A 19,817-nucleotide genomic window follows, 5' to 3' on the forward strand; every position below is an offset into this window, starting at 1 on the left:
ACATACACGGACAGTCAAATATGCACAAGCCGGACCAAAGTCGAAGGCTCTGCCTCGCTGGTTAACAGCCGGAATCCCTAGCCGGTATTACGCATGCCCGCGGCAATACCTGCAACCGTAACCAGTAACGCCCGTTCCAGATCCGGATCAATCTGCTGACCCTGGGCGCGGGTTCGCGCCATCAGTTCGGCCTGCAACAGGTGCAAGGGATCGGTGTAGGGGTTGCGCACGGCCACAGAACTGCTCAAGCCCGGGTTATGCGCCAACAACCGGTCGCTGCCGCGCAGCGCCAGTACCACGCTAACCGCCTCGCTCAAGGCAGTGCGCAAACGCTCCCCCAGCGGCCACAGGGATGGTTCGACCAGGCGCTCTTCATAAAATCGATGGATACCTGCATCGGCCTTGGCCAGGACCATTTCCAGCATCTCGACGCGTGCCAGAAAGAATGGCCACTGCGACATCATGTCACGCAATTGCTGCTCCTTACCGGCGTCCATAGCCTCCTGCAATGCCTTGCCAGCGCCCAGCCAGGCCGGCAACATCAAGCGCGTCTGGGTCCAGGCAAAGATCCAGGGGATCGCCCTGAGCGTCTCGATACCGCCCTGACTACGCCGTTTTGCCGGTCGGCTGCCCAGCGGCAAGCGCGCCAGCTCCTGCTCCGGCGTGCCCTGGCGGAAATAGTCGACAAATTGTGGATCATCGCGCACGACACCGCGATAGACGGTAACCGAGCGGTCCGCCAGTTGCTGCATCAGCTCACGCCAGCCCTGCTCAGGCGCAGGCGGCGGCAGCAAGCTGGCCTCCATGACGGCACTGACATAGAGCTGCAGACTCTGCACGGCGATGGCTGGCAGGCCATATTTGAAACGGATCATCTCGCCCTGCTCGGTTACCCGGAACTGTCCCTGCACCGAGCCCGGCGGCTGCGACAGAATCGCCATATGCGCCGGTGCGCCACCCCGACCAACCGTACCACCGCGACCATGGAACAATCGTAGACGCACGCCATGGGCCTGGCAGACTTGCACCAGCGCTTCCTGGGCACGGTACTGGGCCCAGCCGGCGGCCAGGGTCCCGGCATCCTTGGCCGAGTCGGAATAGCCGATCATGACCTCCTGCTCATGACCAATCAGTTCGCGGTAAGCCGGCAATGACAACAGGCTGTCGATAGCCGAAGCGGCATTTTCCAGGTCATCCAGGGTTTCAAACAGCGGTGCCACCCGCATCGGCCAGCTCAAGCCGGTTTCCTTCAACAGCAGCTTGACCGCCAACACATCCGAGGAACTCGACGCCATGGAAATGACATAGGAACCGAGCAGCTCACGTGGTTGCGAGGCCACCACCCGGCAGGTGGCCAAGACCTCGGCAACCTCGGCACTAGGCTGCCAGTCGACTGGCAAAAGCGGACGCCGACTGTGCAGTTCATCGAGCAGAAAACGACAACGCTGCGCCTCATCCCAGCTGCGATAGTCGCCCATCTCAAGATAGGTCAACAGTTCGGCCAGCACATCGGCATGCCGTGCCGCATCCTGACGTATATCCAGACGCACCAGACCCAGACCGAAGGCATTGACCCGCCACAGGCTATCGAGCAAGGGGCCGCGGGCAATGATCTGGCAGTTGTCCTGCAACAGCGAATCGTAGCAGAGCATCAGGGGCTGGCGCAGTTGATCGACACTGTCCAGAACCAGCGGGCCAGGGGCGACATCGCCCTGCAATGCTTGCCTGGCCCAATCCCGTGTGGCCTGCAAACGCTCTCTCAGTTGCTTCAGCACTACGCGGTAGGGCTCGTCGGCTTCACCACTTTGCGCCAGCAGGTCGGGGCTGGCGGTCTGCATGGACAATTGGCTGGTCAGCGCATCAATATCACGTAGATACAGGTCTGCCGCCATCCAGCGCCCGAGCAGCAATACTTCGCGGGTTACGCTGGCGGTCACATTCGGATTGCCATCGCGATCGCCGCCCATCCAGGAGGCAATACGCACCGGGGAGGCATTGCAGTCCAGGCCGTGCCCCAGCCCCTTGATCAAATCCTCATCCAGCTTGCGCAGAAAGGCCGGCAGCGCTTGCCAGAGCGAATGTTCGATGACCGCAAACCCCCATTTCGCCTCGTCCACCGGCGTTGGCCGGGTCCGCCGAATCTCGTCGGTATGCCAGGCCTCGGCAATCAGTCGGGCCAGATCGGCGCGAACCGCTGCCTGCTCATCAGCGTTCAGGTCATCGTGATCGCGGCTGGCCAAGGCCAAAGCAATGGCGTCGTACTTCTGAATCAGGGTGCGCCGCGTGACTTCAGTCGGGTGCGCGGTAAGAACCAGCTCGATATCCAGCTCAGCCAGTTGCTGACGTACCTGCTGATCACTGAAACCGGCGTCCTTGAGACGCTGCAACAGATCGGGCAGGCAACGTTCCTCGAATGAACGCGGCTGATGCTCGCGACGGCGACGAATCCGGTGCGACTGTTCGGCAATATTGGCCAGGTTGAGGAACTGATTGAAGGCCCGGCAAACCGGCAGCAACTGGTCATCCGGCAAGTCATGCAGGGCTGCCAGCAGCGCCTGATGGGCCGCCTGATCCTGTTGCCGACCCTGCTTTGCGCCGAGGCGGATACGTTCGATACGCTGCAGGAAGTCGTCGCCCAAGTGCGACTTGATGGTCTGCCCCAGCAGCTCACCCAACTCATGTACATCCTCGCGCAACCGCACATCTATCTCGCTCATAAGGCTTCCTTAACCTGATTCCACGATCACAGCATGCTACCCGGAACCGCTGCTGACAAGGAACAATGAGCAACAGCAAAAAGCTGACGTCAGGCCTTTTTCGCGGCATGGTCTACACTTCAAGTGTCGCCACAAGCGAAACCAGACGTTATCGGGGGAAAACATGAAGATCCGTGAACTTACCCAGGAATGGGAACGCACTGCCCGGGGTCGCCTGACCCATAATCATTACGAAGTACGCTTGACCCTGGAGGACGCCGCTCGGCTTGCCGCCCTGCAGGAGATGTATCCCAAACGCCGCGCTGAGGATTTGATCACCGACCTGCTCAGTTGCGCGCTGGAAGAGCTCGAGGAAAGCATGCCTTACCAAGCTGGCAAGCGGGTTATTGCTCAGGATGAAATGGGTGATCCACTGTATGACGATATCGGGCCGACACCTCGCTATCTGGAACTCAGTCGCCGGCATCTGCAGGTATTGGCGCAGCAACAGAAAGAGCCGCAGCACTGACAGGTCAATAGTCAACCAGGGGTGCTGTTACAGTCCGACGTCCTTGGCTTGTTGCCAGAGTCGGTCCAGCTGCAGCAATTCAACCTGCTCAGGACTCAGACCGGCTTCGCGCAGCTGCGCTTCGATATAGCGGAAGCGCCGCTCGAAGCGGGCGTTGCCGCCGCGCAGGGCTTCCTCGGCATCGACCTGCAGATGCCGCGCCAGATTGACCATGGAAAACAGCAGGTCGCCGACTTCTTCGGCAACCCGTTGCTGCTGGCCCTCGGCAAGCGCCTGACGCACCTCAGCGAGCTCTTCATCCAGCTTGTCCAGCACCGGCAGCAGCGCTGGCCAGTCGAAACCGGCGCGTGCAGCGCGCTTCTGCAGTTTCTGCGCCCGACTCAAGGCAGGCAAGGCCTGCGGCACATCATCCAGCAGTGACAACTGCTCAGGCTGTTCAGCCTTGAGCGCGCGTTCCTCGGCCTTGATCTCTTCCCAGCGCGCCTTGATCTGATCCGCTGCCAGGCTGACACTACCCGGCGGCGTACGCAGGTTGCCGTCCGGAAAGACATGAGGGTGCCGACGCACCAGTTTCTCGGTGATGCCATGCACCACCTGAGCCCAGTCAAAGTGACCCGCCTCACGCCCCAACTGGACGTAGTAAACCACCTGGAACAACAGATCACCCAGTTCACCACAAAGCTGCGGAAAATCCTCGCTGGCGATCGCGTCCGCGACCTCGTAGGCTTCCTCCAGGGTATGCGGGACTATGGTGGCAAAGGACTGTTGCTGGTCCCAGGGACAACCATGCAGCGGGTCACGCAGGCGCTGCATCAGGTACAGCAAGTCATCAAGCTGGTAACTCACGTCATGCCGTCCTTGCGATTGCGCCGCGCCTCGATCACGTTCGGCAACTGGCTGACGCGCGCCAGCAGCCGGCCCAGGAGACCGATATTCGGCACCTCGACGGTCAACAGCATGACGGCATAGTTGTCATCCTTGTTGGTCCGGGTACTCACTTCCAGCACATTGATCTTCTCATTGACCAACATCTGCGAGACATCGCGCAGCAGACCGGAACGGTCATAGGCCTTGATATAGATTTCTACCGGATAGGTCTGCACCGGCGCGCTGCCCCAACTGACCTCGATCAGCCGGTCGGCGTCACGATCCTGCAACTGCATCGCAGTCGCGCAGTCGGCGCGATGCACGGTCACTCCGCGACCGAGGGTGATATAGCCCACGATCGGATCACCCGGCACCGGCTGACAGCAGCCAGCCAGCTGGGTCAGCAGATTACCGACGCCCTGAATGGTTACGTCGCCACGCGGCCCGGAGCGACTCGGGCGGCGCGGAATCAGCTCCAGCTGCTCGGCATGACTGTCCGGCTCAATCAGTTGCTGGGCGACATTGACTACATGCATCAGTCGCACATCACCCGAACCGACCGCGGCAAACAGGTCTTCCTGGCTGCGGATACCCAGTCGCTCGATCAGTTGCGCATAGTCGGCGCCATTCAGGGCCAAACGGGTCAACTCGCGTTCAAGCATGGCCTTGCCGGCATGCACATTCTGCTCTCGGGCCTGCAATTTGAACCAGTGCTGAACCTTGGCCCGGGCCCTGGAGGTATTCACATAGCCCAGGTTGGGATTCAGCCAGTCGCGGCTCGGACCGCTGTGCTTGCCGGTAATGATTTCGACTTGTTCGCCGGTCTGCAGGATATAGTTCAACGGCACTATCCGGCCATTGACCTTGGCGCCCCGGCAGCTATGACCGATTTCGGTATGAATGCGGTAGGCAAAATCCAGTGGTGTGGCGCCCTTGGGCACATCCACCACGTGACCATCCGGGGTGAAGATATAGATACGATCCGGCTCGAAATCGACCCGCAGCTGATCCGCCAGGCCACCGATATCGCCCATTTCCTCATGCCATTCAAGCACCTGACGCAGCCAGGCAATCTTGTCCTCATAAGCGTTCGAGGAGGAACTGACATCAGTACCCTTGTAACGCCAGTGTGCGCAGACGCCGAGTTCGGCTTCTTCGTGCATATTCTGGGTACGAATCTGCACTTCCAGCACCTTGCCGAAGGGCCCGATCACCGCAGTGTGCAACGAGCGGTAGCCGTTCTCCTTGGGATTGGCGATGTAGTCATCAAACTCGTTGGGAATATGCCGCCAGAGACTGTGAACAATGCCCAGAGCGGTATAGCAATCACGCACCTGAGGCACCAGCACGCGCACCGCGCGCACATCGTAGACCTGGCTGAAGTCGATGCCCTTGCGCCGCATCTTGCGCCAGATAGAGTAGATATGTTTGGCACGACCGCTGATCTCGGCCTGAATCCCGGCCTCCTCCAGCTCGGTCTTGAGCTGCGCCATGACCTCGTCGATATACTCCTGCCGATCCAACCGCCGCTCATCCAGCAGCTTGGCAATCTGCTTATACTGAACCGGCTCGAGATAACGGAAGGACAGGTCCTCCAGCTCCCATTTGATATGACCAATACCCAGTCGATGGGCCAACGGCGCATAGATATCGAAGACTTCGCGAGCCACTCGATAACGCTTCTCCTCCGGGGCATCCTTGACCGCCCGGATGGCGCAGGTACGTTCAGCCAGCTTGATCAGGGCGACGCGTACATCGTCTACCATGGTCACCAGCATCTTGCGCAGGTTGTCGACCTGAGCCTGCTCGCTGAAGGCCGTCGCCTTGGCCGGATTCTGCGATACGCTGATTGCCGCCATACGCTGAACGCCGTCAACCAGCCCGGCTACCGTCGGCCCAAAGCGACGTTCAACTTCGGCCAGATCGGTCTTGCGCTCACGCACCGCACGGTAAACAACCGCGGCGACCAGGGAGTCCTGATCCAGTTTCAGTTCGACCAGGATTTCTGCCATTTCCAGACCGGTGCGGTAACTGCTGGCACCATCGGCCCAGATATTCTCGGCCGCGATAGCCGCCTGCTCGAGCTCCAGCGCCCACTCACAGGCTTCACGCAGCACCTGCGGCGCTGTCAGCTGCACGTGCTTTTGAATACGCTTGATCCAGGCATCGATATTAACGCTGCCATCATTGTTTGTAGGGTGTTGAGCCCTGACCTGTACCATCAGTCTTGATCCTGAATGTACTGCATGAATGAAACAAACACCTGCATTTAACCGGTTTTACCGGGGCTGCCAGTGCCCGCCGCAATCCTTTTACCACCCGCAACAAACAGCGCCATGGCTTCAACGTGGGCCGTCTGTGGAAACATGTCCATGATCCCAGCCCGCACCAATCTGTAGCCCTGAGCCGCCAGCAAACCGGCATCCCGCGCCAGCGTGGCAGGATTGCAGGACACATACAGAATCCGGCCAACACCACGCGCGGCCAATTGCTGCACCAGCAGCTCTGCGCCATCGCGCGGCGGATCCAGCACAGCCGCGGCAAAATCACCGGCAAACCAATCGGCATCAATCGGCTTGGACAGGTCGGTCTGATAAAAGTGCAGTCCGGTCAGACTATTCTCACGAGCGTTGGCGGTGGCACGCCCGACCATGGCCTGACTACCCTCTACCCCAGTTACCCGCGCCCCGGCCTGGGCCAGTGGCAGGGCAAAATTGCCCAGACCACAAAACAGGTCCAACACTGCCTCGCCCGGCTCGACTGCCAGCCAGGCCAGTGCCTGCGCAATCATCTGCCGATTGATACCGGCATTCACCTGAATAAAGTCACCCGGCTGGAAAGCCAGGCTCAGGCCCAGCTCAGGCAAGGCATAGGCGGGCTGCACGGCCTCCTCTGGCCACAGACAATGCACACTGTCCTCATCCCCTGGCTGCAACCAGCATCCGACCTCATGCGCCGTTGCAAACACCCGCAGACGTTCAAGGTCCGCCGTCGATAACGGCTGCATGTGGCGTAACAGCAACAACGGACGCTGGGCATCGATCAGTTCGACATGGCCCAGCTCGGCCGCCCCTTCCAGCTGTTTCAGCAGCGGAATCAGTGCCTGCATCAACGTCTCGAGTGCAGGCACCAGAACAGGGCACTGATTCACCTCGACCAGGTCACTGCTGAAGCGCTGCCGGAAGCCCACCTGCAGAGTCTTGTCCCGCTGCTGCCAGCGCAACGCCAGACGACTGCGCTGCCGGTAGGCATAGACCGGGCCGGTCAAGGCGGGCATCCACTGCTCCGGCTGCAGGCCGGCAAAATGCTGCAATTGCTGGGCCAGTGTCTGTTGCTTGATCTGCAACTGGGTCTCTGCCGACATATGTTGCAGACTGCAGCCGCCACAGAGCGCAGCATGTGCGCAGGCGGGCTGCAGGCGCGCACTACTGGCCTGCTGCACACGCTCCAGACGGGTTTCAATCAATTTGCTGCGCGCCTTGATAACCCTGGCCGTCACCCGCTCACCAGGCAGCCCGCCGTCAACGAATACCGTGCGCCCCTGCCAGTGCCCAATGCCCCGGCCATCATGGGTCAAACGCGCAAGGTCGAGTTCAATGCACTGACCAATGGCCGCTGGCGCGTCATTGGAGCGTCGCTGCTTTCCGCGAGAGGCTCTCATGGGCGCGGGTCGTGCACGCCCGTGGACAGGTAGCGGTCGCCGCGATCACAGATGATCGCGACAATCACCGCGTTCTCCAGCTCATTGGACAAACGCAGTGCTGCCGCCACTGAACCACCCGAGGACACACCACAGAAAATACCCTCTTCACGGGCCAGACGACGCATGGTCTGTTCGGCTTCCTGCTGCCCCATGTCAATCACCCGGTCGACCCGCTCGGCGTCGAAGATCGCCGGCATGTAAGCGGCCGGCCAGCGGCGAATACCTGGAATGGAGGCACCCTCGATCGGTTGCAGGCCAACAATCTGGACAGCCGGGTTTTGTTCCTTGAGGTAACGCGAGGTACCCATGATGGTACCTGTGGTACCCATGGAACTGACGAAGTGGGTCACCGTACCGCGCGTGTCGCGCCAGATCTCCGGACCGGTACTCTGATAATGTGCTTCCGCGTTATCCTGATTTCCAAACTGGTCGAGCACCTTGCCCTTGCCCTCGCGTTGCATCTGCAGCGCCAGATCACGGGCACCCTCCATGCTGTCCTCACGACTGACCAGAATCAGTTCGGCACCGTAGGCACTCATGGCCGCCTTGCGCTCGGCACTCATGTTGTCGGGCATGATCAGAATCATCCGATAGCCCTTGATCGCTGCGACCATGGCCAAGGCAATACCGGTGTTGCCCGAGGTCGCTTCAATCAGGGTGTCACCGGGTTTGATTTCACCCCGCAATTCGGCACGGGTAATCATCGACAGGGCTGGACGATCCTTCACTGAGCCAGCTGGATTGTTGCCTTCGAGTTTGACCAGCAGGGTATTGCTGGTATCACCTGGCAGTCGCTGTAAGCGGACCAGCGGGGTATTGCCGACGAAATCGGCAATGGTTGGGTAATCGTTATTCATCTTCCACCCGTCATGCGGAGCAAGGAGCCTGTTATGTCCAATGCTGTGCTTTTTATCAACTCGGCCTATGATACCGGCATCGGGGGAAGGGATATACACAAGGGATACACACAATGAGCGAGATCGGTCTCAAGGCACGCATTCTGCTGCTGGCACTGGTACCCACCGGTCTGCTGGGTCTGGCGCTAGGTGCCTACTTCAGTTGGCAGGCGGTATCCGATCTGGACCGTCAGCTGCTGGAACGTGGCTACATGACGGTCGAGCACCTGGAACACCAGGCCACCCTGTCTTTGCTCGACGGCCAGCCGGAACAGATGCGCCCAAGCCTGTCGGCGGCACTCAACCGTTCGGATGTTCGCGCGGTCAGCCTGTATGACCGGGAGCGCCGGCTACTCGAACATAGCGGCCCGCAAATGTACCCGGCTGGCGAGCCTCTGGGCGCTGACAACCTGGCAGCCGGAACCGGGCTGCAGATTCAAAGCAGCGCTGACAGCAGCCGCTTCCTGCTGCCTTTGCTGGCCAGTCCCGAGTTGCTCGACAGAACCCTGGCCAGTGTCCATGAGGCCGATGAACTGCTGGGCTGGCTGGAGGTTGAGTTGAGTCACGGCTATACCCAGCTGCGTCGTTACCAGATGATTCTCAGCGCCTTGTTGCTGGTGATGCTCGGTCTGCTGCTCAGTGCGATACTGGTCATTGCCATGGGCCGACGTATCAGCGATCCGGTAGCCGAAGCCAATCGGGCCATCAGTCGCATCAGCAAGGGCCAGTTGGACAAGCGTCTGGGCGAACAGGGTAGCCGCGAACTGAATAGCTTGGCCCAGGGTATCAACACCCTGGCCGACGCTCTGCAAAGCGCCCAGGGCGAGATGCAACAGAACGTCGAACAGGCCACCGAGGATCTGCGCCAGACGCTGGAGACCATTGAAATCCAGAACATCGAGCTGGATATGGCGCGCAAGGCGGCGCTCGAAGCCAGCCGGATCAAATCCGAGTTTCTGGCCAATATGAGCCACGAACTGCGCACACCATTGAACGGCATTATCGGTTTCAGCAACCTGTTACAGCGCACCGAGCTGAGCAACCGCCAGCAGGAATACCTGGGTACTATCGGCAAGTCGGCTGACAACCTGCTGGCAATCATCAATGAAATTCTGGATTTCTCAAAGATCGAAGCCGGCAAGCTGGTGCTCGACAACCTGCCCTTCAATCTCCGCGATCTGATTCAGGACACACTGACCATGCTGGCGCCGGCTGCACATCAGAAGTCGCTGGAGTTGGTCAGCATTATTTACCGCGACACCCCCCTAAGCTTGAGTGGCGATGCCCTGCGTTTGAAACAGATATTAGCCAATCTGATCAGCAATGCCATCAAGTTCACCCAGCAAGGCTCGGTCAGCATCCGGACCATGCTGGAGCAGGAAGACGAACACTATGCCCTGCTGCGCATCAGCGTCACCGATACCGGAATAGGCTTGACCAACCAGCAGCAAAAGTCCCTGTTTCAGGCCTTCAGCCAGGCCGACAACTCCATGACCCGTCAGGTCGGCGGCACTGGTCTTGGTCTGGTGATTGCCAAACGCCTGGTCGAGCAGATGCACGGTGAGATTGGCCTGCACAGCGCTCCCGGTGAGGGTTCCGAATTCTGGCTGACTGTGCGTCTGGAAAAATCCAGCCAGGCCACGGATGACCTGCCCAGCAAACCCCTGTCAGGTATGCGCGCAGCCATTGTTGAGCCCTTGGCCCTCAGCCGCCAGGCCCTGCTGCATAATCTTGAGGATCTTGGCTTGCAGGTCAGCGTATTCGAACATATCCGCGATCTTGAGCTAGCAATGCAGTCCCGGCAGCAGCAGGATGACCGCTATGATCTGGCGCTGGTCAGCAGCACCTCGCCCTTCTGTACCGCCGACACGCTGCTCGACAGCGTCACGCGCTGGACCGATCAGCAGCTGTGCAAAGGCATTTTGCTGACCGACACCACCGAGCACTACCCGTTGCTCGACCGCCTGCCACGTGATCAGTGCCAGGTACTGTCAAGACCGCTATGCACGCGCCAGTTGTTCCGTGCGGTCAATCAGCTGTTCAAGGCAGAGAGGACCCTGCCCGTCAAAACCGAACAAGCTCGGCAGCCGCAACTCAGCATACTCTGCGTCGACGACAACCAGGCCAATCTGAAGCTGGTTGAAACCTTCCTCAGCGAAATGGGCGTGCGGGTCATGACCGCTACCAGCGGTGAACAGGCGCTGGTGATCGCGGAAGCAGAGCGGCTTGATCTGATCTTCATGGACGTGCAAATGCCCGGCATGGATGGCCGCGCCACCACCACCGAACTGCGCTTGCGTGAGGAGCTGGCTGACAGCGAACCCTGTCCGATCATTGCTCTGACTGCGCACGCCCTGGCCGAAGAGCGGCGCAAACTGATTCAGTGCGGTATGAACGACTATCTGAGCAAACCAATCAGCCCTGAACAACTGAGTCATTGCATCTTTCGCTGGACTGGCATCAGCGTCAACATGGACAGCAAAGACACTGTGTTAATACCACAGCAGGCCGATAGCAGCTTGGCACACAACCCCATCCTGGATCAGGAGGAGGGCCTGAAACTGGCTGCCGGCAAAGCTGATCTGGCCGCCGATATGCTGGACATGCTGATCAAGGGTCTGCCCGACGACCGGGTGCAGATCGAGACGCTGACTGCTGCGAATAACAACCAGGGACTGTTGGAGGTCGTCCATCGCCTGCATGGAGCAACTCGCTACTGCGGTGTACCACAGTTACGCAGCTGCTGTCTGGAAGCAGAAAACCTGCTGAAGAAGGGACAAAACAGCCAGGCCGCTATCAGTCAATTGATTGAAGCCATCGAGCGTCTCCAGGCCGCCTACGTCGAAGAGTTGCAACTGTAATGTAGGCGACCTCAACCGGCCGAGGCTGACCAGACAACAAAGGCCAGGGCCTGCTCACGCTCGTCACTCAGGCTCAACAGCATGCTGCCGCCACCGGCTTGTTGCAGCCGGTGCAAGGCTTGACCGGAGAGCAATACCAGCGGGGCTCCATGATCATCCCGGTCAATCTGGATATGCTGCCAGGACATACCTTGCGCCAGTCCGGTTCCCAGTGCCTTGAGCACCGCCTCCTTGGCGGCAAAGCGTTTGGCCAGGAAGCGCGCCGGGCGAGCATGCTGGTGATAGCGCTGCAATTCCGACTCGGTCAGAATCCGCTCGGCAAACCGCACACCCTGACGCTCGATGGCCGCCTCGATGCGGCTGACCAACACCAGATCAGTGCCAATACCCTTGATCATCTGGGGCTGGCTGCCAGAATCAGCTCACGCATCTCCCTTACAGCGCCTGCCAACCCACTGAACAGCGCACGGGCGATAATCGCATGGCCGATATTCAGCTCGTTCATACCCGCGATGGCAGCGACGGGCTCGACATTGTGATAGTGCAGGCCGTGCCCGGCATTCACTACCAGACCCAGCTTGCGCGCATAGTTACAGCCGTCTCGCAGCCGTTCGAGGGCATCAACCTGAGCCTGGCCCTGAGTATCGGCATAGTGCCCGGTATGCAGTTCAATGACCGGAGCACCGGCATGTTTGGCCGCTTCTATCTGCCGTGGGTCAGGATCAATAAACAACGAGACCTCGCTGCCCATGGCGGCCATGCGCTCGACGGCGGCCTGAATGCGTGCGGCATTGCCTGCCACATCAAGACCACCCTCGGTGGTCAACTCTTCACGGCGCTCGGGCACCAGACAGATATGTGCCGGGCGGATCTCCTCGGCAAAGCGCAACATCTCGTCGGTTACTGCCATTTCCAGATTCATGCGGGTCTGCAGCACCTCGGCAACCAGACGCACATCGCGCTCCTGGATATGCCGGCGGTCTTCGCGCAAGTGAATGGTGATGCCATCGGCACCCGCCTGTTCAGCCACGATAACCGCCTGCACCGGGTCCGGGTAAGACGTGCCACGCGCCTGACGCAATGTGGCGATATGGTCGATGTTCACGCCCAGTAATACTCGTTGCGGATTGATCACAGCTTGTCTCCTTTGGCGACACCAGCGGTTGAGGCAAATAATTGACGACTGTAGAGGGGGCGATCCCCCAAATGCATGGCCAGGGCCTGTCGCATGAGCAACTTGGCCGTGCGCAGGGCGATCGGAGACTGCCACTGGGCGGCGGCCATGGCCAGCAATCCATGGCCGGGCAAGCCCTGTTGACTCAGCTCAACCGGTAACAGACCCTGATCCAGTATCCAGCAATAACCCCTGTCGGGCTGAATCGGAACACCATGAGCATCCTCGGTCAGACTGAAACCGTAACCCAGCTCATGCAGTAAACACCACTCAAACTCGCGCAGGACAGGTTCAATTGACCTGTTATCTGCCAGTGACTCCAGGGCCTGTTGATAGGCAGCAAACAGCAGTAATTGCGGTTCAGCCGGGCGCAACAGACGGACCAATAATTCATTCAGGTAAAGGGCACTGAACAGCGCATTTCCCTGCAAGGACTTGTAGCTGCCGGCGACCTCTGCCTGCTGCAGGGTTTTCAGCTCGCCACGCCCTGCCAGGGCCACCAGCATGGGCACAAAGGCCTGGGGAGACTGTCCGCGCCGCTGGCCACGCGCGCCGCGCCAGACCACCCGCTGTACCCCTTGTTGCAGGGTCAGCAGATCAACCAGCGCGCTGCTGTCACGGTAGGGACGGCTGTGCAATACATAAGCAGGGGTCAATGATCCGTGCACGCTCATCTCCGCAAATCGCCATCGTCGGACCCGCCATCATCAGACCAATGCCCGGCTGATCAATTGTCGAAATGGTAACCCAGCGACGTCAGCGCACGCTCATCATCGGACCAGCCGCGTTTGACCTTGACCCAGAGATTGAGCATAACTTTGCTGCCAAAGAGTTTCTGCATATCCAGACGTGCCTCCTGGCCAATCTTTTTCATGCGCTCACCACCATCTCCGATGATGATTTTCTTCTGGCCATCACGCTCAACCAGAATCAGCGCATGAATATGCAGAATCTTGCCCTCCTGCTTGAACTGCTCGATCTCGACAGCCACCTGGTAGGGAATCTCGGCACCCAACTGGCGCATGACCTTTTCACGCACCAGCTCAGCGGCCAGAAAGCGCGAGCTGCGGTCGGTCAGCTGATCGTCCGGATAGAAATGCTCGCCCTCAGGCAGGCGCTCGGCAATCAGCTGCTCCAGCAACTCGATATTGCGCCCCTGCAATGCGGATACGGGCACCACCTCAGCGTCCGGCAACTGGGTTGCGAGCCACTCAAGATGCGGCAGCAAGGTTTCCTTGTCGTCCATGCGGTCAACCTTGTTGACCACCAGCAGCACCGGGCAGGTAACGTGCCGCACGCGATCCAGCACCATCTGGTCCTCATCGGTCCAGCGCACTCTGTCCACCACGAACAGCACCACATCGACATCCCGCAGGGCCTGGGTGGCGCTCTTGTTCATAAAGCGGTTGAGGGCTTTCTCGTTTTCCTTGTGTAGACCGGGGGTATCAACATAAATGGCCTGAACTGCGCCCTCGGTCTTGATGCCATGCAAGGTATGCCGTGTGGTCTGGGGTTTGCGCGAAGTAATCGCCAGCTTTTGCCCGAGAATATGGTTAAGCAAGGTCGACTTGCCAACATTCGGACGGCCAACAATGGCCACATAGCCACAGCGGGAGGTGCTGTTGTCACTCATCTTCTTTCTCCACCCCCAGGGCAATCAGGGCTTTCTGGGCGGCAACCTGTTCGGCCAAACGACGGCTGTTGCCGGTGCCTGAGGTCGGTTCCGCAAGGGGGCTTATATGGCATTCAACGCGAAAGGTCCGGCAATGGGCTTCGCCACTGCTTTCGGTCACCTCATAGCGGGGTAGTTCACACTGCTGCGACTGCAGGTATTCCTGAAGCCGGGTTTTCGGGTCCTTGTTGTTATCAACCAGGGTCAGACTGGCGATATGCTCTTCAAGCCAATGTAGCACCCTCTCCCTGGCTACCTCGAGCCCACTTTCCAGATAAATGGCGCCGATAATAGCCTCGGTGGCATCGGCGAGAATCGATTCACGGCGAAAACCACCACTTTTAAGCTCACCCGAGCCCAGACGCAGGTAGTCGCCGAGATCAAAGCCCTTGGCCAGTTCGGCCAGGGTCACGCCCTTGACCAAGCGCGCACGCAAACGCGACAACTGCCCCTCACGGGCCTGGGGAAAACGATGAAACAGCGCCTCGGCAGCCACAAAATTCAGCACTGAGTCGCCGAGAAACTCCAGACGCTCGTTGTTGCGCCCGCCGAGACTGCGGTGACTGAGTGCCAGGATCAGCAAATCCTGATCCTTGAAGTGATAGCCTATCCTGCGTTCAAGCCGGTCTAACTTGTTGGTCACTTAAGCGGTCTGATTATGTGGGTTTCATCAAAATGAACCAACAGGTCCACGGTATTCAGCAGCGGCGAACGTACTTCGTACTTGATCTGCACACTGTATGTGTCGGCGGCGCTGGAGGTAATGGTGATGGCATCATTGATCTTGATGTCACGGATACTGTTGATATTCATGCCACGTTCGATGTGGCTATGAAGATCACGCAACGAGCCGATCTTCAGTGACGGATCCTCGTTGACCGTGACAATAATCTTGCGCAGTGAAAAATGATCCATGTAGATGGGTATCACTTTAGCTGCGACGATCAAACCAAAAACAAGCAGGGTAATGACTGCCAGCCAGCCAAAAAATGACATGCCTTTTTGCGAGTAGCGCATGGATTACCTCGAGACGTCCGTTGTGGTTGTTATACAAAGAGTCCGGTATTCAATGAATCAACGCAATGCTGGAAAAACTCGGCAAATTGCGCAGCTTTGGCTCTGGCCAGTGCATCCAGACCGCGAAAGCCTTACCTACAATATAGTTGTCCGGCACCATTCCCCACAACTCCTGGGGAATTTCTTTTGTATTCCAGTACCGACTGTCGTTGGAGTTGTCACGATTGTCGCCGACCATAAAGTAATGTCCCTCAGGCACCAACCATTCATCAGTACGCAAAGGTTGGGTAAGCCGCGGATCACGAAGCCTGACCTGATGGGTTGTATCGCCCAACTGTTCTTCCATGATGCGCACCTGCGCGTTATGGAAGAACGGGTGGCCGGGCGGCACTTCGTCTTCCAGCTCAGTGCCAAGCTGAGTTATCGGCACTGCTTCGCCATTGACGATAAACTGCTTGTCCCGATACTGCACACGGTCGCCGGGCAAGCCGACCACCCGCTTGATGTAATTGATCCGCGGGTCATCCGGAAAACGAAAAACCATGACATCGCCGCGCTGAGGGTCACCGATGGAGATAACCTTGGTATCCAGTACCGGCAGTCGAATGCCGTAGGCGAACTTGTTGACCAGAATAAAGTCACCCACCGCCAATGTCGGCTTCATTGAACCAGAAGGGATCTGGAAAGGCTCAACCAGGAAGGAACGCAGCACCAGCACGACCAGCAAGACCGGAAAGAAGGACTTGCCGTACTCGACCAGCAAGGGCTCCTTGCCAATACGCTCGATGGCCAAGGGATCGGGCACGTCGACAGCCGCTTCATAGGCCGCCTTGGCCCGACGTCGACGCGGCGCGAGAAAGAGCGCATCCAGCAGTGCCAGCAAGCCAGTGACGGCAACCAGCACAACCAGGATAAGGGGGAAATTGATATGCATAAGCGAGCCCGTTTAACCGTCCCTGTCAATTATCGACTTTGAGAACCGCGAGGAAGGCTTCCTGCGGAATTTCCACGTTACCCACTTGTTTCATACGCTTCTTACCGGCCTTCTGCTTTTCCAGCAGTTTCTTCTTACGGCTGGCGTCGCCACCATAACATTTGGCAATAACGTTCTTGCGCAGCGCCTTGACCGTTGATCGGGCAACAATCTGTCCGCCCACTGCAGCCTGAATAGCTACATCAAACATTTGCCGGGGAATCAGTTCTTTCATTTTCTCGACCAGTTGCCGGCCTTTATAGGCGGCATTGTCGCGGTGCACGATGAGCGCCAGGGCATCAACCTTTTCTGCGTTGATCAACACATCAAGGCGCACCAGACGCGCGCCCTGGAAGCGTTCAAAACTGTAGTCCAACGACGCATAGCCGCGACTCACTGACTTCAGGCGATCAAAGAAATCCAGTACTACCTCGTTCATTGGCAGATCATAGATAACCTGTACCTGGGTGCCGAGGAATATCATGTCATGTTGCACGCCGCGCTTTTCGACACACAGGGTAATCACGCTACCCAGATGATCCTGCGGTACCAGAATGTTCGCACGCACAATAGGCTCACGCATTTCCTCGATCATCGAGGGGTCGGGCAAGCGCGACGGGTTATCGACGTAAATAGTCTCACCGTCTTTCTTGACCACCTCGAAGACTACAGTGGGCGCCGTGGTGATCAGATCGAGGTCGTATTCACGCTCCAGGCGCTCCTGAATAATCTCCATGTGCAGCATGCCCAGAAAGCCACAGCGAAAGCCAAAGCCCAGAGCTTCAGAGCTTTCCGGTTCGTAGTGCAGGGAAGCATCATTCAGTGTCAGTTTAGACAGAGCATCACGAAAATCTTCGAAATCTTCGGAGCTGACCGGGAAAAGACCGGCATAGACCTGGGGCTTGACCTTTTTGAAGCCGGGCAGCATGTCCACATTCGGCGTGCTGGATAGCGTCAGGGTATCGCCCACAGGCGCACCATGAATATCCTTGATACCGGCAATGATAAAGCCTACTTCGCCGGCCTTCAGGTCAACGGTTTCAGAGTGCTTGGGGTTGAATACACCGACGCTGTCAACCTGATGCACCTTGCCGGTGGATTTGACCAGCACCTTGTCGCCTTTCTTGATCCGGCCGTGCTTGACCCTTACCAGCGACACAACACCCAAATAGTTATCAAACCAGGAATCAATGATCAGCGCTTGCAGGGGGGCTTCAATATCACCTACCGGGGCCGGAATGGTCTTGATCAGGCGTTCGAGTACGTCTGTCACACCCAAACCGCTCTTGGCACTGCACACCACTGCATCGGTGGCATCGATACCAATCACACTTTCGATCTCGGCCATGACCCGTTCAGGTTCGGCCTGGGGCAGGTCGATCTTGTTCAGTACCGGCATGACCTCAAGGCCCTGCTCAATTGCGGTATAGCAGTTGGCTACCGATTGAGCCTCCACGCCCTGGGCGGCATCCACTACCAACAAGGCCCCCTCACAGGCCGCAAGTGAGCGGCTCACCTCATAGTGAAAGTCGACATGGCCAGGGGTGTCGATAAAGTTCAGCTGGTAGGTCTTGCCGTCCTGCGCGGTGTAATACAGGGTGACACTGTGGGCCTTGATGGTAATGCCCCTTTCACGCTCCAGATCCATGGAATCCAGAACCTGCTCGGCCATCTCGCGGTCAGCCAGACCACCACATATCTGAATGAAACGGTCGGCGAGGGTCGATTTGCCATGGTCAATATGGGCAATAATCGAGAAATTGCGGATCAGGCTCAGGTCACTCACAGCAGGGATCATCCAGACGTAATTGCAAGACCGGGCGCCATACCGGCTCCAGGTAACGGACGGGGCACAGCATCGCCCCCGAAATAAGCCCGCGAGTGTACCCGAATATGCCGAACTGCGCTATCGCGCAGGCGCTCGTCAACCCTGCCCCCGAGGACCGGAACCAGGGCTGACGAACGCTGCAGATTGAAACTATTCGGCCAAACGGAAGGTAATGTAACTGGCGCGGCCCTGCCTGATCACCCGCATTGACACCGAGCGATTGGTCGGCAACTCGGCGGTAATGGCGTTGAATTCCTTGACTGACTCAACAGGCCTGTTATCCAGATCAGTAATGATGTCGCCTGGACGCAATCCGACCATGGCGCCAGGGCCCTGACGGACCTCTCGCACAGCCACACCGGAGCGCACATCCAGACTGTTTTTCTGCGCGTCCGACAGCTCCACCACAACCACACCCAATCGGTTGTCGGTATTGGCGGGCGCAGAATCCCGAGGCGCTGCTGCAATTGCAGCTTCATCTTCTGGCAGCGCACCGATTTCCATGCGCAGGGTTTGCCGACGTTTGTCTCGCATTACCACCAGCGTGGCCTCGGTACCAGGACGAACCAGACCAACGGCATGTGGCAAATCAGACGACATGACAATGTCCTGACCATTGAAGCTCAGAATCACGTCACCGACCTGCAAACCACCTTCATCAGCCGGGCCTTCCGGCATGATCTGCGCGACCAGGGCGCCAGCCGGCCTGCTCAGACCAAAGGACTCGGCCAGATCCTTGTTCACTTCCTGAATCACCACGCCCAGCCAACCGCGCTGAACAGAGCCATTGGTCTTGAGCTGCTCGACCACATCCATGGCCACATCCACCGGAATGGCAAAGGACAAGCCCATGAAGCCACCGGAACGGGTAAATATCTGTGAATTGATGCCCACGACCTCACCGTCCAGATTGAGCAGTGGTCCACCCGAATTACCCGGGTTGATGGCCACGTCGGTCTGGATGAAAGGCACGTAATTTTCGTTCGGCAGACTGCGGCCTTTGGCACTGACGATACCGGCAGTAACCGAGTAGTCAAAACCGAAGGGAGAACCGATGGCCAGCACCCACTCACCCGGCTTGAGGGCAGCCGAGCTGCCCATGCGCGTCACCGGCAGATCACCACCTGCATCAATTTTTAGCAGGGCCAGATCCGAGCGCGGATCCGCGCCCACCAGCTCAGCCAAGAGTTCGCGGCGATCCGAGAGCCGCACAAAAATCTCTTCAGCATCAGCAATCACATGATTGTTGGTCAGCACATAGCCATCACGCGAGATGATGAAGCCAGAGCCCAGGGACTGGGGTGCCTGGCGTTCAGGAGGCATTTGGCCGCCCTGTCCCGGTGGAAAGCTGCGCTCGAAGAACTCACGGAACAGCGGCGGCAGGCCTTCCAGATCAGGCATGCCGGGCGCCCCCATGGGCAAACGGTTAGTGACCCGCTGGGTGGTACTGATATTCACCACCGCCGGCGACACGTCCTCAACCAAATCGGTAAAATCGGGCAAGTCGCGGGCCATGGCTGCAGACTGCCAACCCAGCATCAAGACGCTTGAAGCGACCAGCATCCAACGTTGCACTGACAACATATGCACTTGTTCTCCTC

16 protein-coding genes are annotated in these 19,817 nt (G+C 58.6%); 2 read left to right on the forward strand and 14 right to left on the reverse strand.

The window, feature by feature from the left end; all coding sequences use genetic code 11:
* Positions 1–77: 77 nt before the first annotated feature.
* A complete protein-coding gene (ppc, locus tag AC27HQ_RS09050; RefSeq protein WP_487155830.1) occupies positions 78–2,717 on the reverse strand; it encodes a phosphoenolpyruvate carboxylase in 2,640 nt (879 codons plus the stop codon).
* 163 nt (positions 2,718–2,880) lie between these two features.
* Between ppc and AC27HQ_RS09055 the strand changes: the two genes are divergently transcribed.
* Positions 2,881–3,225, forward strand: coding sequence for a pilin assembly protein (locus AC27HQ_RS09055; protein ID WP_487155831.1), 345 nt, complete (start codon positions 2,881–2,883; stop codon positions 3,223–3,225).
* Positions 3,226–3,252: 27 nt separating this feature from the next.
* Here AC27HQ_RS09055 and mazG read toward each other — a convergent pair whose 3' ends face one another.
* The 4 genes from mazG to cysM are packed head-to-tail and all read right to left on the reverse strand — an operon-like array spanning position 3,253 to position 8,652.
* Positions 3,253–4,071 carry a nucleoside triphosphate pyrophosphohydrolase gene (gene mazG / locus AC27HQ_RS09060; RefSeq protein ID WP_487155832.1) on the reverse strand — a complete coding sequence of 273 codons (819 nt, stop codon included), beginning with the start codon at positions 4,069–4,071 and terminating at the stop codon, positions 3,253–3,255.
* Entirely contained in the window at positions 4,068–6,314 is a 2,247-nt protein-coding gene (gene relA, locus AC27HQ_RS09065) for a GTP diphosphokinase (protein ID WP_487155833.1), read from the reverse strand. The genes mazG and relA overlap by 4 nt, the downstream gene beginning before the upstream one ends.
* Positions 6,315–6,361: 47 nt before the next feature.
* Positions 6,362–7,753: a 23S rRNA (uracil(1939)-C(5))-methyltransferase RlmD gene (gene rlmD, locus AC27HQ_RS09070; RefSeq protein WP_487155834.1), complete on the reverse strand. Its 1,392-nt coding sequence runs from the start codon at positions 7,751–7,753 to the stop codon at positions 6,362–6,364.
* Positions 7,750–8,652, reverse strand: coding sequence for a cysteine synthase CysM (cysM, locus tag AC27HQ_RS09075; protein ID WP_487155835.1), 903 nt, complete (start codon positions 8,650–8,652; stop codon positions 7,750–7,752). Before cysM ends, rlmD begins: the two co-directional genes overlap by 4 nt.
* Before the next feature lie 113 nt (positions 8,653–8,765).
* Between cysM and AC27HQ_RS09080 the strand changes: the two genes are divergently transcribed.
* Positions 8,766–11,552: a response regulator gene (locus AC27HQ_RS09080; RefSeq protein ID WP_487155836.1), complete on the forward strand. Its 2,787-nt coding sequence runs from the start codon at positions 8,766–8,768 to the stop codon at positions 11,550–11,552.
* 11 nt (positions 11,553–11,563) lie between these two features.
* On the opposite strand, the gene acpS is transcribed toward AC27HQ_RS09080, so the two are convergent.
* The 9 genes from acpS to AC27HQ_RS09125 all read right to left on the reverse strand — a co-directional run bounded on the left by acpS (position 11,564) and on the right by AC27HQ_RS09125 (position 19,797).
* On the reverse strand, positions 11,564–11,950 hold the full coding sequence (gene acpS, locus AC27HQ_RS09085; RefSeq protein WP_487155837.1) for a holo-ACP synthase: 387 nt from the start codon (positions 11,948–11,950) through the stop codon (positions 11,564–11,566).
* Complete coding sequence (pdxJ, locus tag AC27HQ_RS09090; RefSeq protein ID WP_487155838.1) at positions 11,947–12,687, reverse strand: pyridoxine 5'-phosphate synthase; 741 nt, start codon at positions 12,685–12,687, stop codon at positions 11,947–11,949. Before pdxJ ends, acpS begins: the two co-directional genes overlap by 4 nt.
* Complete coding sequence (recO, locus tag AC27HQ_RS09095) at positions 12,684–13,394, reverse strand: DNA repair protein RecO (RefSeq protein WP_487155839.1); 711 nt, start codon at positions 13,392–13,394, stop codon at positions 12,684–12,686. Before recO ends, pdxJ begins: the two co-directional genes overlap by 4 nt.
* Positions 13,395–13,453: 59 nt before the next feature.
* Positions 13,454–14,359 (reverse strand): GTPase Era, encoded by a 906-nt coding sequence (gene era, locus AC27HQ_RS09100; RefSeq protein WP_487155840.1) that lies wholly within the window; start codon positions 14,357–14,359, stop codon positions 13,454–13,456.
* On the reverse strand, positions 14,352–15,041 hold the full coding sequence (gene rnc / locus AC27HQ_RS09105; RefSeq protein WP_487155841.1) for a ribonuclease III: 690 nt from the start codon (positions 15,039–15,041) through the stop codon (positions 14,352–14,354). The genes era and rnc overlap by 8 nt, the downstream gene beginning before the upstream one ends.
* The gene (locus tag AC27HQ_RS09110) at positions 15,038–15,415 is read right to left on the reverse strand and encodes a DUF4845 domain-containing protein (protein ID WP_487155842.1); all 378 of its coding nucleotides are present in this window, start codon (positions 15,413–15,415) and stop codon (positions 15,038–15,040) included. Before AC27HQ_RS09110 ends, rnc begins: the two co-directional genes overlap by 4 nt.
* Positions 15,416–15,464: 49 nt before the next feature.
* On the reverse strand, positions 15,465–16,349 hold the full coding sequence (gene lepB / locus AC27HQ_RS09115; protein ID WP_487155843.1) for a signal peptidase I: 885 nt from the start codon (positions 16,347–16,349) through the stop codon (positions 15,465–15,467).
* 25 nt (positions 16,350–16,374) lie between these two features.
* Positions 16,375–18,174 carry a translation elongation factor 4 gene (gene lepA, locus AC27HQ_RS09120; protein ID WP_487155844.1) on the reverse strand — a complete coding sequence of 600 codons (1,800 nt, stop codon included), beginning with the start codon at positions 18,172–18,174 and terminating at the stop codon, positions 16,375–16,377.
* Between the two features lie 192 nt (positions 18,175–18,366).
* A complete protein-coding gene (locus AC27HQ_RS09125) occupies positions 18,367–19,797 on the reverse strand; it encodes a DegQ family serine endoprotease (protein ID WP_487155906.1) in 1,431 nt (476 codons plus the stop codon).
* Positions 19,798–19,817: the final 20 nt, after the last annotated feature.

The sequence above is a fragment of the Halopseudomonas sp. 4NH20-0008 genome (assembly GCF_057548395.1).

What these genes read in the sequence shown, in the direction of transcription:
- cysM (WP_487155835.1), bottom strand. Translation starts at nt 8,652, where the DNA reads ATGAATAACGATTACCCAACCATTGCCGATTTCGTCGGCAATACCCCG.
- era (WP_487155840.1), bottom strand. Translation starts at nt 14,359, where the DNA reads ATGAGTGACAACAGCACCTCCCGCTGTGGCTATGTGGCCATTGTTGGC.
- AC27HQ_RS09080 (WP_487155836.1), top strand. Translation starts at nt 8,766, where the DNA reads ATGAGCGAGATCGGTCTCAAGGCACGCATTCTGCTGCTGGCACTGGTA.
- AC27HQ_RS09055 (WP_487155831.1), top strand. Translation starts at nt 2,881, where the DNA reads ATGAAGATCCGTGAACTTACCCAGGAATGGGAACGCACTGCCCGGGGT.
- relA (WP_487155833.1), bottom strand. Translation starts at nt 6,314, where the DNA reads ATGGTACAGGTCAGGGCTCAACACCCTACAAACAATGATGGCAGCGTT.
- ppc (WP_487155830.1), bottom strand. Translation starts at nt 2,717, where the DNA reads ATGAGCGAGATAGATGTGCGGTTGCGCGAGGATGTACATGAGTTGGGT.
- AC27HQ_RS09110 (WP_487155842.1), bottom strand. Translation starts at nt 15,415, where the DNA reads ATGCGCTACTCGCAAAAAGGCATGTCATTTTTTGGCTGGCTGGCAGTC.
- rlmD (WP_487155834.1), bottom strand. Translation starts at nt 7,753, where the DNA reads ATGAGAGCCTCTCGCGGAAAGCAGCGACGCTCCAATGACGCGCCAGCG.
- acpS (WP_487155837.1), bottom strand. Translation starts at nt 11,950, where the DNA reads ATGATCAAGGGTATTGGCACTGATCTGGTGTTGGTCAGCCGCATCGAG.
- lepB (WP_487155843.1), bottom strand. Translation starts at nt 16,349, where the DNA reads ATGCATATCAATTTCCCCCTTATCCTGGTTGTGCTGGTTGCCGTCACT.